Source organism: Nocardiopsis sp. NPDC055824 (assembly GCF_053616335.1).
The window spans coordinates 1-14629 of record NZ_JBSHDN010000020.1 but is presented as its reverse complement, the minus strand read 5'-3'; the positions used below and the strand labels follow the sequence as shown (position 1 = coordinate 14629).

The 14629-nt window shown below is 73.3% G+C and carries 14 protein-coding genes; 4 read left to right on the top strand and 10 right to left on the bottom strand.

Annotation, left to right across the window (positions count from 1 at the left end):
- The first annotated feature begins 798 nt into the window (after nt 1–798).
- Nucleotides 799–1110, top strand: coding sequence for a hypothetical protein (locus ACWGL3_RS07295; RefSeq protein WP_344179004.1), 312 nt, complete (start codon nt 799–801; stop codon nt 1108–1110).
- An 89-nt stretch (nt 1111–1199) separates the two neighbouring features.
- On the opposite strand, the gene ACWGL3_RS07290 is transcribed toward ACWGL3_RS07295, so the two are convergent.
- Nucleotides 1200–2129, bottom strand: coding sequence for a universal stress protein (locus tag ACWGL3_RS07290; RefSeq protein ID WP_267947429.1), 930 nt, complete (start codon nt 2127–2129; stop codon nt 1200–1202).
- 269 nt (nt 2130–2398) lie between these two features.
- Complete coding sequence (locus ACWGL3_RS07285) at nt 2399–4270, bottom strand: nucleotide-binding protein (RefSeq protein WP_452461040.1); 1872 nt, start codon at nt 4268–4270, stop codon at nt 2399–2401.
- Between the two features lie 181 nt (nt 4271–4451).
- Between ACWGL3_RS07285 and ACWGL3_RS07280 the strand changes: the two genes are divergently transcribed.
- Together ACWGL3_RS07280 and ACWGL3_RS07275 are read left to right on the top strand one after the other, a co-directional pair.
- Nucleotides 4452–5426 carry an NAD(P)H-quinone oxidoreductase gene (locus ACWGL3_RS07280; protein ID WP_344178998.1) on the top strand — a complete coding sequence of 325 codons (975 nt, stop codon included), beginning with the start codon at nt 4452–4454 and terminating at the stop codon, nt 5424–5426.
- A gap of 32 nt (nt 5427–5458) precedes the next feature.
- A complete protein-coding gene (locus ACWGL3_RS07275; RefSeq protein WP_276567181.1) occupies nt 5459–6001 on the top strand; it encodes a bacterial proteasome activator family protein in 543 nt (180 codons plus the stop codon).
- Nucleotides 6002–6065: 64 nt separating this feature from the next.
- On the opposite strand, the gene serS is transcribed toward ACWGL3_RS07275, so the two are convergent.
- The 8 genes from serS to ACWGL3_RS07235 all read right to left on the bottom strand — a co-directional run bounded on the left by serS (nt 6066) and on the right by ACWGL3_RS07235 (nt 13900).
- Nucleotides 6066–7334 (bottom strand): serine--tRNA ligase, encoded by a 1269-nt coding sequence (gene serS, locus ACWGL3_RS07270; RefSeq protein WP_267947426.1) that lies wholly within the window; start codon nt 7332–7334, stop codon nt 6066–6068.
- Nucleotides 7335–7550: 216 nt separating this feature from the next.
- On the bottom strand, nt 7551–8498 hold the full coding sequence (gene pheA / locus ACWGL3_RS07265; protein WP_267947425.1) for a prephenate dehydratase: 948 nt from the start codon (nt 8496–8498) through the stop codon (nt 7551–7553).
- 70 nt (nt 8499–8568) lie between these two features.
- On the bottom strand, nt 8569–9315 hold the full coding sequence (locus ACWGL3_RS07260; RefSeq protein ID WP_452461039.1) for a DUF4446 family protein: 747 nt from the start codon (nt 9313–9315) through the stop codon (nt 8569–8571).
- 36 nt (nt 9316–9351) lie between these two features.
- Nucleotides 9352–10200, bottom strand: coding sequence for a glycosyltransferase family 2 protein (locus ACWGL3_RS07255; RefSeq protein WP_267947424.1), 849 nt, complete (start codon nt 10198–10200; stop codon nt 9352–9354).
- A 10-nt stretch (nt 10201–10210) separates the two neighbouring features.
- Nucleotides 10211–10567 carry an STAS domain-containing protein gene (locus ACWGL3_RS07250; RefSeq protein ID WP_267947423.1) on the bottom strand — a complete coding sequence of 119 codons (357 nt, stop codon included), beginning with the start codon at nt 10565–10567 and terminating at the stop codon, nt 10211–10213.
- A 121-nt stretch (nt 10568–10688) separates the two neighbouring features.
- A complete protein-coding gene (locus ACWGL3_RS07245) occupies nt 10689–11306 on the bottom strand; it encodes an ATP-binding protein (RefSeq protein WP_452461038.1) in 618 nt (205 codons plus the stop codon).
- Between the two features lie 123 nt (nt 11307–11429).
- Nucleotides 11430–13490, bottom strand: coding sequence for a PAS domain S-box protein (locus ACWGL3_RS07240; protein ID WP_267947421.1), 2061 nt, complete (start codon nt 13488–13490; stop codon nt 11430–11432).
- A gap of 77 nt (nt 13491–13567) precedes the next feature.
- Entirely contained in the window at nt 13568–13900 is a 333-nt protein-coding gene (locus ACWGL3_RS07235) for a rhodanese-like domain-containing protein (RefSeq protein ID WP_267947420.1), read from the bottom strand.
- Nucleotides 13901–13979: 79 nt separating this feature from the next.
- Between ACWGL3_RS07235 and ACWGL3_RS07230 the strand changes: the two genes are divergently transcribed.
- Nucleotides 13980–14513, top strand: a complete 534-nt coding sequence (locus ACWGL3_RS07230) for an SSI family serine proteinase inhibitor (RefSeq protein WP_267947419.1) — start codon at nt 13980–13982, stop codon at nt 14511–14513.
- The last annotated feature ends 116 nt before the right edge of the window (nt 14514–14629 follow it).

The window sequence follows — 14629 nt, the reverse complement described above, 5'->3', positions numbered from 1 at the left end:
CAGAGAAATCAGTCTCAATGTTTGATGGCAATATCAACCGTCACGGTCATGTCACTCTCGGCTGACGCTTGAAGCTGTGCTATCCACCGCTCGTATCTACGATGTGTCGGCGACTGGCAGTACCAAGGGGCTCGCGCCCCCTGGACCCCCCGAGCCCACACGGACCCTGGCGCGACACAGGACGTGCGGATGCTCGGACCGATCGCGCCAGACCCCGCGCGGGACCGGACCCGTGGTCGCTGTCTGCTGGGGTACCGACGCGGCGTCTCTCCCTGCCCAAGATCCCCAGAACACTCTCAACTCCATCGCACATTTATCGCACATGACTCCGAGAAACGGCCGGAAGCGCTGGGAAGCCACCGGAACATCTATGCAGCTCACAGAGCATTTCCTCGGTTTGCCAGCAGGTCGTCAGACCCCCTCGGACCAACGGGGCTTCATGGGTTCAAATCCCATACCCTCCGCAGAACCCGCAGGTCAGCAGCTTGCGGGAGAGACAGAGAAGGCCGGTGGTTCCGGGCCGGTGCGCACACGGCGCACACGCCCCCGGGGCCACCGGCCTTCCGCGTGTCCGGGTCCGGGTCCGGTCACCGCGGCCGGCGCAGTGCGGAACGGGCCCGCAAGGTCCCCGTCGACGTGTCGACAGGTCGACGGGGCCCGACCTCCGGAGGGGGAGGCCCTCCCTCCGCGCAGGCAACGCCGCAGCCGGACAAATCCGTGGACAGTCAGCGGGGCGGTCGAGCATGCTGCCTCACGGACGGCGCACCCGGCCGACCGCCCCCGACCCACGGAGGACTCATGGCATTGGTACGCAAGGGCTCACGCCGTATCAGCGTGGACGGCACGGACTACCGCTGGCGCGTACGCCGCAGGCCGACCTACGCGCAGGGGGTGGGTGAGAGCCCCATGACCTTCGCGGCGGAGCTCGCGGACTCCCCCGGACGGGTGCTCGTCGTCGCGACGCCGCACCCGCACCCGGGCCACTACCGGGTGGGACCCGGCGCGGCCGTCCCCGTCACCCCGGCCGTGGTCGCGACCGCCATCCGCCGGGCCCGGGACGAGGGGTGGAGCCCTTCCTCGCCCGGCTCTCCCCACCACCTGACCCTCTGAGGCCGACCCCGTCGGAGCACCGGAACCGGGGGCGGCGGCGTCACGGGCCCCGGGCCGGTCCTCGGGCGCCGGCCCCGGGGCCCGCTGCCCTACTCGTCCTCGTCGGCGTGCCTGGGGAGGACGACCACGGGGATCCTGGAACGGTGCAGCACGCCCTGGCTGACCGAGCCCAGGAGCAGGCCGCGCACGGTGCCCCTGCCCCGCGAGCCCACCACGACGGCGTCCGCGCCCTCGGCGGCCTCCAGGATCGCGCTCACCGGGCTGTTCTGGGTCCGCACCACGCTGACCTCGACGTCGAGGTCCTCGCGCCTCTCGTCGACGACCTCGGCGAGCAGGCCGGCCACCAGTTCCTCGGACTGCCTCTCGAACAGCTCCTCCTGCGGCTGGTACCCGGCGGCGGTCATCGCGACCGGGTCGTAGGGGTAGGGAACCTCCCAGCTGTGGACCACGACCAGTTCGGCACCGCTCTCAGCCGCCAGGTCGTAGGCGAGGCCGAGGGCGCGGCGCGCGGTCTCGGAGCCGTCGACACCGACCACGATCCGGTCCATCGACGTGGTCGCGGGCTTGCCCTTGCGCGAGGGGACGACCACGACCGGGCACGGCGCGTGGGCGGCCACCCGGACGCTGACCGAGCCCACGAACACCGACTTGAACGTGCCCATCCCCCGGGTGCCGACCACGATCAGGTCGTGGGGGTGGCTCTGCCGGATGACGGCCAGCGGCGCCTCCTCCATCGCGGTCACGGCCTCCGTGACCACGGTCGGCCGGAGCTCGCGGACGTGTGCCTCCGCCTCGCCCAGCACACCGGTGGCCTGGCCGTGGATCTCCGGCGTGGGCTCGAACCGCGCGGCGCCCCCGTGGGCCGACACGATCAGCGGCATCCCCAGGGCGTGCACGATGCGGAGCGGGGCGTCCCGCCGGGCGGCCTCCGCCGCCGCCCACTCCAACGCCGCCCGTGAGCCGTCCGATCCGTCGATCCCCACGACGACCCGGGCCGGGCGCACCTCTTTGCCTGCCATAGTTCCCCCTTAGCACTGCGACAGCACTGCGGACCATCTTCGTCGAGTAGACCAGCGCCCCGCCGGAACGGCGCAGGCCGAAGGTCGCCGTTCCGTCCGACCTACGGCCCCGGCGCGCATGCCCGGGACCGGCCCGGAACGGCGGCCGACGGCCCGGCGCGGCACCGCGGAGCACCTGGTGCCCGGATTCCCTCCCCACCATTGTCCGGAAGCGGGTCCCGTAAACCGGAGAGGCGCCCTCCGCGCGTTGTGTCCCGTCCCGACCGTCCTCACCCGCGCCAGGCGAACGCCTCCCCGACCGACGCCGCCAACTGGAGGTAGGCGTCCCGCGTCCCCGGGGCGAGCTGGTCGAGGTCGACCTCGGCGCCCTCCTCGAGGTGGCCGTCCCAGGGCACCCGGACCACGTCGCGGCACCTGCTCGCGAAATGGCCCTCCAGCCGGTTGAGGTCGACGCTGCTCTTGCTGTTGGACCGCACCATCGACAGCACCACGACGGCGCCGCGCACGAGCGGCCCGTGGCCGTGCGCCTCCAGCCAGTCCAGGGTGGCGCTGGCGCTGCGGGCCCCGTCCACGGAGGCGGAGCTGACCAGGACCACCTGGTCGGCGAGCCCGAGTACCCCGCGCATCGCCGAGTGCAGGAGGCCGGTGCCGCAGTCGGTGATGCAGATGGAGTAGAAGTGCTCGACTATCCGGGCCACCTCGCGGTAGTCGCCGTCGCTGAACGCCTCGGAGACGGCGGGGTCGCGGTCGGAGGCGAGGATCTCCAAGCGGCTGGGCGACTGGGACGTGAACCCCCGGATGTCGGCGTAGCGCGACACGAGGTGGCGCTCGTTGAGCAGGTCGCGGATGGTCGCGGCGGTCTCCAGCCGCACCTTGTCCGACAGCGTGCCGCGGTCGGGGTTGGCGTCCACGGCGAGGACCCGGTCGCCGCGCAGCGAGGCCAGGGTCGCGCCCAGCGCGACCGTGGTGGTGGTCTTGCCCACCCCTCCCTTGAGGCTGAGCACCGCCACCCGGTGGTGCCCGGTCGCGACGGGGGTGCAGGCGCGGGCCACCAGTTCGCGCCGGCGCAGGACCTTGGCGGACTCCCCCGGGTTGACGAGGCCGAGGGTGGCGGAGTGCACGGCACGGCGCCAGCCGCCGCTCGGCCCCTGGCGCCGGTTGCGCACCAGCGTGGCCGCGTTGAGGGCGTCGGCGGTCTCCCCCTCCTGGTCGGGGCGCCTCTGGGCCTGCTGCCCGGAGGGGCGCGCGGGCGCGGGCGCGAGTCCGGCCCGCGGGCCGGTGAGGGTGGGCGGGGGTTCGGGGCCGCGGCGCGGCAGCGGCTCGGACCGCACCGGGCCGGGGTCGGAGGGCCCCGCCCCCGCGGGACGGAGGGGGTCGGTGCGCTCGTCGTCCGCCCACGGGCCCGCCACCGGCCCGGGTTCGGGGGCCGGCTCCGGGGTCCGCGTCGGCCCCGACCCGGCTCCGAATCCGTCGGCCCCGTGGCCCGGCGCCGGTCGCGCGTCCGGTGCGGAGTCCGGTCCCGGGGTCCCGTCCGCCCCCGGGACCGGGCCCGCACCGGTTTCCGTGCCGTCCGCCCCGGAGGGGTCCGGGCGTTCGGTGTCGAGCGGCGGTAGCTGCTCGGGCTCGGGGACGTCGGAGTCGCCCCGGAGCCTGCGCGGTGCGAGGGGGTCCGGCCCCCCTCCGCCCGGTCGGGCGGGCCTCTGGGGTCGCTGGGGCCGTTGGGGGCGCTGCGGCCGCCGGACCGCGCCCGGCAGGAGCCGGACCGTGGAGCTCCGCGTCTCGTCGTCGGAGTCCGCGGTGTCCTCCGGGGCCTCGGGGCGTTCCGGGGCCCCGGGCCCGCCCGGACCGTCGTCCTCGTCCGGCGGCGGCGCCTGGTAGCCGGTCCCCGGCAGCGGGGGAGGCGCGTCCTCGGGCAGCCGGGCGTAGGGGGGCGGGGGCGGGGCCGCCCCCTCGAACCCGCCGAACCACTGCTCCCTCGGCGTGGGCGCGGGCGGCTCCGGAGCGGCTTCGGCGGACGGTTCGCCGGTCCCCTCGGCGCCCCCGTCCGTACCCTCCCAGAGGGACTCGGGCCTCTCCTCGGCCTCCGAACCCGTGCCCGCCTCGGAGCTGCGACCCGTCCCATGCTGTTCCTGGTGTGCCACCGGAGTTCTCCTGCGTGAAGGGGGTGTGCTGTGGAGGAAGGGACACTCCACAAGGGAGAGGCGGGATCCGCTTCCTGGTGTCACTCATACCCGCCCCACCCCAGGGAAGCATCCCCCGGGGGTCGGTGGACAGGGCAATCCGTAGCACCGTCCCTGAACCTCCCCGGGTACTGTCTGGCTCATGCACGCGATCCGTATCACCGCACCGGGAGGACCCGAGGTCCTCGCCTGGTCAGAGGTTCCCGACCCCGTCGCAGGAGAGGGGGAGGTCCTGGTGGACGTGGCCGCCGGCGCGGTCAACCGCGCCGACGTCGCGCAACGGCAGGGCACCTACCCGCCCCCACCCGGCGCCTCCGAGTACCCGGGCCTGGAGTGCTCGGGCACCGTGGCCGCGCTCGGCCCCGGCACCGAGGACTCCGGATGGTCCGTGGGCGACCCCGTGTGCGCCCTCCTGTCCGGGGGCGGCTACGCGGAGAAGGTGGCCGTCCCCGTGGGGCAGCTGCTCCCCGTGCCCGAGGGCGTCGGCCTGGCCGAGGCCGCCGCCCTGCCCGAGGTGGCCGCCACGGTGTGGTCCAACCTCGTGATGGTCGGCGGGCTGCGCGCGGGGGAGACCGTCCTCGTGCACGGCGGGGGCAGCGGCATCGGCACCTTCGCCATCCAGTTCGCCCGGGCCCTGGGCGCCCGCGTGGCGGTCACCGCGGGCAGCGAGGAGAAGCTGGCCCGCTGCCGCGAGCTGGGCGCCGAGATCACCGTCAACTACCGGACCGAGGACTTCGCCGAGCGCATGCGCGAGGAGGGCGGCGCCGACCTCATCCTCGACATCATGGGCGGCTCCTACCTCGACGCGAACCTGCGTTCGCTGGCGACGAACGGCCGCATCACGATGATCGCCCTGATGGGAGGCCGCCGCGCCGAGGCCGATCTGGGGCGTATGCTCGCGAAAAGGCTCTCCGTACACGCGACGACGCTCCGCTCCCGTCCCCTGGACGAGAAGGCGGCCATCGTCGCGGGAGTACTGGAGCAGGTGTGGCCGTTGGTAGAACAAGGAGCCATCCGCCCCGTCGTGGACCGTTCTGTACCGATGCGGAACGCGGCGGAGGCGCATCGCGTCATGGAATCGAGCGCGCACACCGGAAAGATTCTCCTCACCCTCTGACGGCGTGCCGGTACATCCACGTAAGGGAACTGATGAGCAGCGCAGACGACCAGAAGGACGAGCCCCAGGTACTGGTCATGGGGGTCGACCAGCACGACGGGGCCGACGACGACGGCGCGGAGGAGCCCCGCTCCCTCGCCGACATGGTGGAGCAGCCCGCCAAGGTGATGCGGATCGGCAGCATGATCCGCCAGCTCCTGGACGAGGTGAAGGCCGCTCCGCTGGACGAGGCCAGCCGCACCCGCCTCAAGGAGATCCACACCTCCTCGATCAAGGAGCTCGAGGACGGCCTCGCCCCCGAGCTCATCGAGGAGCTGGACCGGCTGACCCTGCCGTTCGCGGACGGGTCGGCGCCCAGCGACGCGGAGCTGCGCATCGCCCAGGCGCAGCTGGTGGGCTGGCTCGAGGGCCTGTTCCACGGCATCCAGACGACCCTGTTCGCCCAGCAGATGGCGGCCAGGGCCCAGCTGGAGAACATGCGCAAGGCGCTGCCGCCCGGCCTCTCCGGCCTCCAGGCCCAGGACGGCCCGTCCGTGGCCGGCGACGAGCCGCACGGATCCGGCCCCTACCTGTAGCCAGGGCCCCGAACGCGAGGAGCCCCCGCCCTTTGTGGGCGGGGGCTCCTCGCGTACACGGGTGCTACTTGGCGTTCACCGGCTCCAGGACGTCGAGGCCCAGGAAGGGGCGCAGCGCCTCGGGGACGACCACGGAGCCGTCCGCGCGCTGGTGGTTCTCCAGGATGGCGACGATCCACCGTGTGGTGGCCAGCGTCCCGTTCAGGGTGGCGGCGAAGCGGGGCTTGCCGTCCTCCCCCCGGAACCGCACGTTGAGGCGCCGGGTCTGGAAGTCGGTGCAGTTCGAGGTGGAGGTCAGCTCGCGGTAGGTCTCCTGGGTGGGGACCCACGCCTCGCAGTCGAACTTGCGGGCGGCGCTGGTGCCCAGGTCGCCCCCGGCGATGTCCACCACGCGGTAGGGCAGCTCCAGCTTGTCGAGCATCTCCCGCTCCCAGGCGAGGAGCCGCTCGTGCTCCTCGTGCGCCCGGTCCGGGTGGGCGTACACGAACATCTCCACCTTGTTGAACTGGTGGACCCGGATGATGCCCCTGGTGTCCTTGCCGTAGGAGCCGGCCTCGCGGCGGAAGCACGTCGACCAGCCCACGTACCGGTTGGGCAGGTCGTCGGCGGCCAGGATCTCCCCGGCGTGGTACCCGGCCAGCGGCACCTCGGAGGTGCCCACGAGGTACAGGTCGTCCGCGGCCAGCCGGTACACCTCGTCGGCGTGCTCGCCGAGGAAGCCGGTGCCCTCCATGGTCTCGGGCTTGACCAGGACCGGCGGGATCATCGCGGTGAAGCCCGCGGCCACGGCCTGGTTCATCGCCATGTTGAGCAGTGCCAGCTCCAGCTGGGCGCCCACGCCGGTGAGGAAGTAGAAGCGGGATCCCGAGACCTTGGCGCCGCGCTCCATGTCGATGGCGCCGAGCATCTCGCCCAGCTCCAGGTGGTCGCGCGGGGTGAAGTCGAACTCGCGCGGCGTCCCGACGGTCTCCAGGACCCGGAAGTCGTCCACGCCGCCCTCGGGCGCGTCCGCCTCCACGATGTTGGGGACGCGGGCCAGGACGGCGGCCAGCTCCTCGGCGAGGCGGCCGGCCTCGGCCTCGGCCTCCTTGACCTCGGCCGCGAGCGACTTGGCCTTGGTCAGGAGCTCCTCGCGGTCCTCCGCGGAGGCCTTGGAGACGGACTTGCCCACACTCTTCTGCTCGGCGCGCAGCGTCTCGAACCGGGTCAGCGCGGCGCGGCGGCCGGAGTCGAGTTCGAGCAGCCGGTCCGCGACGGAGGGGTCCTCCCCGCGGGCGCGCTGCGAGGCGCGGAGTCGTTCGGGGTCTTCTCGAAGAGCGCGAAGGTCGATCACGTCTTGCAGGTTACCGCCCGGGCTCGGCGGCGGTCACATCGTTTCCCCGGACCGCGCCGCCGACGCACGGCGGCGGCTTCCCCGCCCGCGTGCGGGGGGACCTCGTTCTTCGGCATCCTGGTGGGGAACATCGCCCGGCCTCCCCGCCCGCGTGCGGGGGGACCGCTGTGGAGGAGGCCGCCGCGGGGCCGCCGGCCGGGACGGCCGGCGCGGTCGTCAATCGACGTGTCCGGCACGGATGCGCGCCAGCCACTGCTCCGCCTCCGCGAACTCCGCGTCGGTGGCCGGACGGGGCCGGAGCGGGGGGTCGGTCTCGACGGCCTCGCCGCCCCGCGGGTAGCTGCCGAGGAAGCGCACGTCCCGGCAGACCCTCCGGATGCCCATGAGGGCCTCGCCGACGCGGGCCTCGGCCACGTGGCCCTCCGCGTCGATGCAGAAGCAGTAGCTGCCGAGCTTGTCCCCGGTGGGGCGCGACTCCAGCCGGGTGAGGTTGACCCCGCGGACGGAGAACTGGCTGAGCACCTCGATCAGGGCGCCGGGGTGGTCGTCGGAGATGAAGGCGACCAGCGAGGTCCGGTCGGCCCCGGTGGGCGCGGAGACCGCGCCGGGTCTGGACAGGTAGATGAACCGGGTGGCGGCCCCGCCGCGGTCGCCGATCCCGACGGCGAGCGCGTGCAGCCCGTACCGCTCGCCCGCGATCACCGCGCAGATCGCCGCGTCGTAGGGCGCGCCGGGTTCGGAGACCGTGCGGGCGGCGGCGGCGGTGGAGGAGACCGTGTGCGTTTCCGCGTCGGGCAGCCGTCGGGCGAGCCAGCCTCGGCACTGGGCGAGGGCGTGGGGGTGGGTGGCCACCCGCTTGACGTCCTCCAGGACGGTGCCGGGCCGGGCGAACAGCGCGAACTCGACCGGGATCGCCGTCTCACCGGTGATGAGGAGCGGCTCCCCGTTGACGAGCTCGGCGATGGTGGCGGTGACGCCGCCCTCCACCGAGTTCTCCAGCGGGACGACGCCGCCGTCCACCGTGCCGGTCCGGACGGCGTCGAAGACCGCGGCGACGCCGTCGCACGGGACGCGCGCCCCGTCGGGCGCCTCGGGGCGCAGCGCGCGCAGCGCGGCCTCGGTGAAGGTGCCCTCGGGGCCGAGGTAGGCGTAGCGGTTGGGCATGGTGCCAGGCTATACGGACCGGTGGGCGGCGCGTGGCCCCTGGGGACACGCACGTCGGCCGGGCGGCGGGTCACCCGCGGGCGGAGGTGCTCCCGTCCACCTTCTCCTTCAGGGAGCCCGCGCCCCCGGACGTGCGGCCGGCGCGCGCCGCGGCCTCCGGGACGCCGTCCCCCGCGTCCCCGACCGAGGCGCGGATCCCGGCTCCGTCCTCCTGCCCGGAGCCCTCCCCGTCCCCGGAGCGGTCGTCCGCGTCGCAGCCCTCCGCGTCGTCCATGTGGTCCGTGTCGTCCATGTCCTCCACGGCTGACAGCACCGTGACCAGGGAGTCCGCCGCGGGCTCCGCGCCGCTGCCGTCGGAGCCGGCCACCGCGGCCCCGGCAGCCGCGGTCCCGACCGGGGCCGAGGGCGCGGGCACGAGGGCGCCGACGCCGTTGCCCAGCCGGGCCGACCGGACCACGCGGTCCTCCTCCGGGCTGAGCAGGACGCGGCCCTCGCCGCGCACGACGGCCTTGGCGTAGGTGCGCGACTCGGTGCGGCCGTTGATGGAGGTGAGGACGACCCCGTCGCCCTGGCCGTTGAGCAGTGCGAGGGAGAAGGAGCGGGCGCCCGACATCTCCTCCAGGGCGTCGTAGTGCAGTACGGCCACGTCACGGACGGCGAACGGGTCGACGCCCGAGGCGCCCACCGCGGCCGTGCGGGTGGCCAGGACCTGGGATTCTTCGCCGAGCGCGCGGGCCCTGTTCAGGGCGTATCCGCCGAGGGCGAGTCCGCCCAGGCCGGCGATCAGACCCAGCGAGGCAATGAGCGTAGTGAACACAGCGCGAGCGTATCGCTACGCAAAGCACCTATGGTGTCACTCCTGGCTATTTCCCCGATCCCTGTGCCCGAATTTTCGCGACATTTGCCGTCGCGTGAACGTCGTGCGCCCCAGGGCCCTGTCCCATCCGCGCCGGACCGCGGGCCGGAACCCCCTGGCCATCAGGGCCCTCGCCACGTCCGTGAACTGGTGCGCGCGGTGCATCTGCGCCCTGAGGTCGGTGCCGGTGGCCCGGTGCTCCAGCGGCACCTCCACCTCCTCCACGCGGAACCCCGCCCGGAGCACGTCGATGGTGAGGCCGGTCTCGACCCCGAAACCGGGCGCCAGCGGCCTGGCCGCCTCGAAGGCCGCGCGCGTCAGGCAGCGCTGGCCGTTGAGCGGCTGCTCGGGCTCCCAGCCCGTGGCCCGGCTGACCCCGCCCCGGGCGAGGCGCACCACGAAACCGTGGCCGCCCAGGCGCATGCGGGTGGCGGGGAAGAGCGCGATGGTCATGTCGGCCTTCCCCGTGCCGACCGGTTCGATCAGCGGGGCGGCCCCCGAGGCCGTGCCCTCCAGGTCGGCGTCGAGGAACAGCAGGTGCCGGGGCGGGCGGCGCGTACCGGCTTCCGCCTCGTGCTCCTCGATGAGCCGGACGCCCTCGGCGCCCGTCTCCATCGCCGCTCCCTTGCCCCGGTTGCGGCTGTGCCTGAACACGCGCGCGCCGGCCCGGAGCGCGACGTCCGCCGTCGTGTCCGCGGAACCGTCGTCGACCACGACGACCAGGTCGACACCGGGCAGGTCGCGGGCGGCGCGCACGGTGCAGCCGACCCGTTCGGCCTCGTCCTTGGCGGCGATCACCACGGCGACCCCGGTCTCCTCCGGGCCGCCGGCCTCCTCCTCGCGCACCTCGCCCCGTCTACTGGGCCTTGCCGGTCCCCGCGGCCACCGGCAACGCGTCGAGATCGGCGTGGATGACGAACACCTCGACCAGTCCGGTGACCTCCAGGACCTTCATGACGGCCGGTTTGGGCGCCACGAGCTCCAGTTCACCGCCCTTGTCACGGGCGCGCTTCATGGCGGAGAGCAGCACGCTGATGCCCGTCGAGTCGCAGAACTCCGTCCGCGACATGTCGATGACCAGCCGCCGCGCCCCGTCCTCCAGGGCTCCGACGAGCTCGCTGCGCAACTGGGGCGCCGTGTACAGGTCGATCTCACCGCCCACGGTTACCACCGCGACGTCTTCTTGAGATCGGCTTGATATCTTCAACTCCACGGACGTGACTGTAGCGCCCCGTCCACCCCCGGGCCACTTCGGTGACGGTGTGTTGACGGTGTTTCGCTACATCGGTCACGTTCCTCCGGGTGCCGACGCCGGAGTCCCCTCGCGGGGCGCCTCAGAGCAGCGCGCTCCGGGCCCGCTGGTCGTCACGGAGGTGGAGGCGCAGCTCGACGACGTCGGCGGCCCTCCGGTCCACGAGCTGGTCGACGACACCGCAGCCGCGGTCCGCGTCCGTCCCCCGCTCCGCGCGGCCGACGTCGTCCGCGGAGAGCTCCAGGACCGCCCACACCGTGGTGGTCGTCGCGTCCATCTCGGTGCCCCAGCGGCCCGACAGGGTCTGGACGATGCCCAGGCCCCGGCCGCCCAGCCCGGACACGGAGGGCATCGCCACCCGGGGCATCGTGCTGGACCCGCCGTCGCGCACCGAGATCTCCACCCAGCCCCCGGGGCGCGGACCGCGGTCCACCTCGACCCTCCAGGACACGCCGACGGAGTTCTCGGGGTTGCCCGGTGTGGGCAGGGGGCTGGCGTGGCGGAGGGCGTTGCTGACGAGTTCGCTCAGAACGAGGGCGGCGTCGTCGACGCGGTCCTCACCGAGTTCCATCGCGTGCAGGTCCCCGCACAGCCGCTGCCGGGCTCCCGCCACGCTCGCGGGGTCGTAGGGGAGTACGACGCTCCGCTCGACCTGCTGCGGGCGGTCCCCGGAATCACCTGGGGTGCTGTCACCTGACACGTTCTGTCCCTGCGCGTTCGTGCTCTCTCGGGCGGACCGGAACCCGCCCGAAGTGTGGCAGCGAATTCCACCAGGGGTGGAAATGCCCCGATCACCTCGGAAGGAAACCCACGTCGAGATGAATCACGGGGTGGGGCTGGCGCTCCGGCGCACGGATCGCTGTCGTGACAGGGATTCGGGGGTTGAAGAGGTTTTTGTAGTTTTTTGGGACGCAGGTGGCTGGTGGGAGATGTCTGTCACCCGCGCCCCACCAGTGACGCCCGTGCGCACCGCGGCCGCCACAGGGGACTCCTCCGCCCCGGCGTCCTCTCCCTCCTCGGGATCCGGCGCCTCGCCACGGTGCAGCGGCACCGTGAAGCGCATCCTGGTCCCCCGCTCCAACCGCTGGGCGGTCACGTCCCCGCCCTGGTCGCGGGCCAGCTGCCGCACGATGTACAGACCCAGCCCCAGCCCGCCGAAACCGGTCTCCCCGTCCCCGCGCGCCCCCGCCTGCACGAAGCGGTCGAAGATCCGCTCCTCGTCCCCCGGGCGCAGCCCCACGCCCTCGTCGTCCACGGTGACCGCGACGGCCTCCTCCTCCGCCCGGGCGGTCACGTGCACGTGGCCGCCCTCCGGCGAGAACTTGAGGGCGTTGTCCAGCAGCTGGTCCATGATCATGCCCGTGGCCAGGGAGTCCCCCGCCGTCGCGGGGAGCTCGTCGGGCCCGTCCAGGGAGACCTCGTGCCGGTCCGAGAGCGGCCGGAACGCGCTGACCGCCTGCCTCAGCACGTCGAGCAGGTCGAACCTGTCCCGGCTGACCCGGATCTCCCCGCGCGAGACGTCCGATCCCAGCTGGAGCCGGTCCACGAGGGTCACCAGTGCCGAGGACCGGTCCGCGATGGTGCCGACCGCCTCGTACTGGGAGTCCGGGGTGAGCCGCGCCCACTTGCGCATGAGGGTGGTCGCGTAGCCGTGGATCACCGTGATGGGGGTCCGCAGCTCGTGGCCGCTGGTGGCCAGGAAGTCCTCGCGCTCCTCCTCCATGGCCTTCTGCGCGGTGATGTCGCGGAAGTCCACCACCCACTCGTGGGTGCGGGGGATCCTCGCCATGAGGATCTCCAGCCAGCGGCCGTCCTTGAGCTTGTGCTTGACGGGCTGGCCGTGGCACGCGGGCAGGGGGAAGGGCGGGTGCCGGCCCTCGACCGCCTCCAACGGGTAGCCGGTCAGCTCCACCGCCGAGCGGTTCCACTTGCGCACCCGGCCGCCGAAGTCCAGCACGGCGATCCCGTCGGCGCTGGAGTCGGCCACGGCCTGTTCGTGGACGCGCTGGAGGTTGAGCTCCTCGTAGGCCAGGGCGTTGCCGATCGCCACCCCGGCGTGCGCGGCGAGGAGTTCGAGCAGCTCCAGCTCGATGTGCCCCACCTTGCGCTGGCTGTAGAGCGCGTAGAGGGCGCCGTACGGGCGGCCGTGCACGTTGGTCACGCACAGGGCGATGGTGTGGAGGCCGGGGAGGTCGGCCCAGACCAGGTCCTGGAGGCCGCGGGTGTCCTCGTTGGCCAGCAGGACGGACTTGCCGCTGCGCAGCAGCTCCCCGAACAGGCTGTCCTCCAGCGGGGCGGTGAACCCCTGGAGCTCGTCGGACAGGGCCGAGATGCTCACCAGCTCCACGCGGTCCTCGTCGAGGAGGACGAACCCTCCCGCGTCCGCGCCGGTCAGCTCGGTGATGCCCCGGGAGATCCGGTCGAGCACCGACTTGAGGCTGAGGTCCGCGTTGATGTCCACGACCACGTCGGTGAGCCGGCGCACCAGCCTGGCCCGCTCCATGGCCGAGCGCTGCGCCTGCACGTCGTTGTCGGAGGGGTGGATGTTGAGCACCCAGCCGAGGAACCGGCCGTCGGCCCCGGCCACCCGGTTGGCGCCGATCCGGACGTCGAGGACCGTGCCGTCCCTGCGCACCCGGCGCGTGTACACCGCCAGCGGGTTCCCGGCGCGCACCTGTTCGAGCACCGCGCCGTGCTCGCCCTTCAGCTCGGCGGGGACGATCGGCAGCTCGCCGCCGAGCACCTCGTCCGCGCTCCAGCCGAACATGCGCTCGGCGGCCGGATTCCACACGGTGACCCGGAGCTCGCTGTCGAGACCGACCACCGCGTCCGCTGACGAGGCCAGCACGGCTTCGGCGCTGAGGGGCGCGCGCTCGGAACTCACGACGTCATAGTGCCACCCGAAAGCCGCCGAGTGGCAGGGCTTTGCACAATCCGATCAAATTCCGCCCCGAAGGAGACTCACAGGACCCTCGGCTCCTCGCCGGAGCCCGCCTCCATGGCGCGCCCGGCGTGCTCCCAGGCCCGCATCCCGCCGGACACGTTGACCGAGTCCCAGCCGGCCTGGTTCAGCGCCGCGACGGCCTGGGCGGAGCGGCCGCCGACACGGCAGACCACGTAGACCCTCCTGTCCTGCGGGACCTCGGAGGCCCGCTGCCCCAGCTCCCCGAGCGGGATGTGGACGGCCCCGGGCGCGCGGCCCGCGTTCCACTCGTCGTCCTCGCGGACGTCGAGCAGGTAGGCGCCCTCGGGCACCTCGGTGGCGCCGGTCTCCGGAACACCGTTCCCGAACATTGTGACCCCCTGTGTCGTGATGATGCGAAAAATGTGAGGAACCGGGGAACCCGGCACGGGCGCGCCACGTCGAAGCGGTATGTCACTGCACACCCTCGCGACGGCTCTGCCGACCCGCCTCGCCGCTCTCGCAGCCCTCGGCCTGCTTATCACGGCCTGCGGCAACGATCCCGCAGAGGTGAACGCTCCGGCACCCGAGTCCGACCAGACCACCGAACCCTCCTCCCCCGGCGACGGGGAGGAACAGGGAGACGACGGCGCGACCGGCGGCGGCGACGCCGAGGTCGAGCTGACGATCGAGCGCTCCCTGAACGACGAGGAGTCGCTGTCGCCCGAGTCCGGCTACGAGGAGGGGACCTGGACCCTCACCTGTGCGCCGGTCGGCGGCGACCACCCCGACCCCGAGGCGGCGTGCGCCCGGATCGACGAGGTCGGCGCGGAGCCGTTCGTCCTCGACACCAGCGACATGATGTGCACGATGATCATGGGCGGCCCCGAGGTCGTCCGCGTCACCGGGCACGTCGAGGACACCGAGGTCGACACCGAGTTCAACAAGGTCGGCGGCTGCGAGGTCGACCGCTTCGAGTCCGTGGACACGGTCCTCAACCCCTGACCGGGGCGCCGGCGCGCGGGGGCCCGGCCCCGGGGCCCCCGCGCCCGCGCCCCGTCAGGGTGTCCCCCGGGGGGCCCAGAAGGCGACCGCGTGGCGCCAGCCCACCAGGCAGAAGC

What these genes read in the sequence shown, in the direction of transcription:
- ACWGL3_RS07295 (WP_344179004.1), top strand. Translation starts at nt 799, where the DNA reads ATGGCATTGGTACGCAAGGGCTCACGCCGTATCAGCGTGGACGGCACG.
- ACWGL3_RS07290 (WP_267947429.1), bottom strand. Translation starts at nt 2,129, where the DNA reads ATGGCAGGCAAAGAGGTGCGCCCGGCCCGGGTCGTCGTGGGGATCGAC.
- ACWGL3_RS07280 (WP_344178998.1), top strand. Translation starts at nt 4,452, where the DNA reads ATGCACGCGATCCGTATCACCGCACCGGGAGGACCCGAGGTCCTCGCC.
- ACWGL3_RS07275 (WP_276567181.1), top strand. Translation starts at nt 5,459, where the DNA reads ATGAGCAGCGCAGACGACCAGAAGGACGAGCCCCAGGTACTGGTCATG.
- pheA (WP_267947425.1), bottom strand. Translation starts at nt 8,498, where the DNA reads ATGCCCAACCGCTACGCCTACCTCGGCCCCGAGGGCACCTTCACCGAG.
- ACWGL3_RS07235 (WP_267947420.1), bottom strand. Translation starts at nt 13,900, where the DNA reads ATGTTCGGGAACGGTGTTCCGGAGACCGGCGCCACCGAGGTGCCCGAG.
- ACWGL3_RS07230 (WP_267947419.1), top strand. Translation starts at nt 13,980, where the DNA reads ATGTCACTGCACACCCTCGCGACGGCTCTGCCGACCCGCCTCGCCGCT.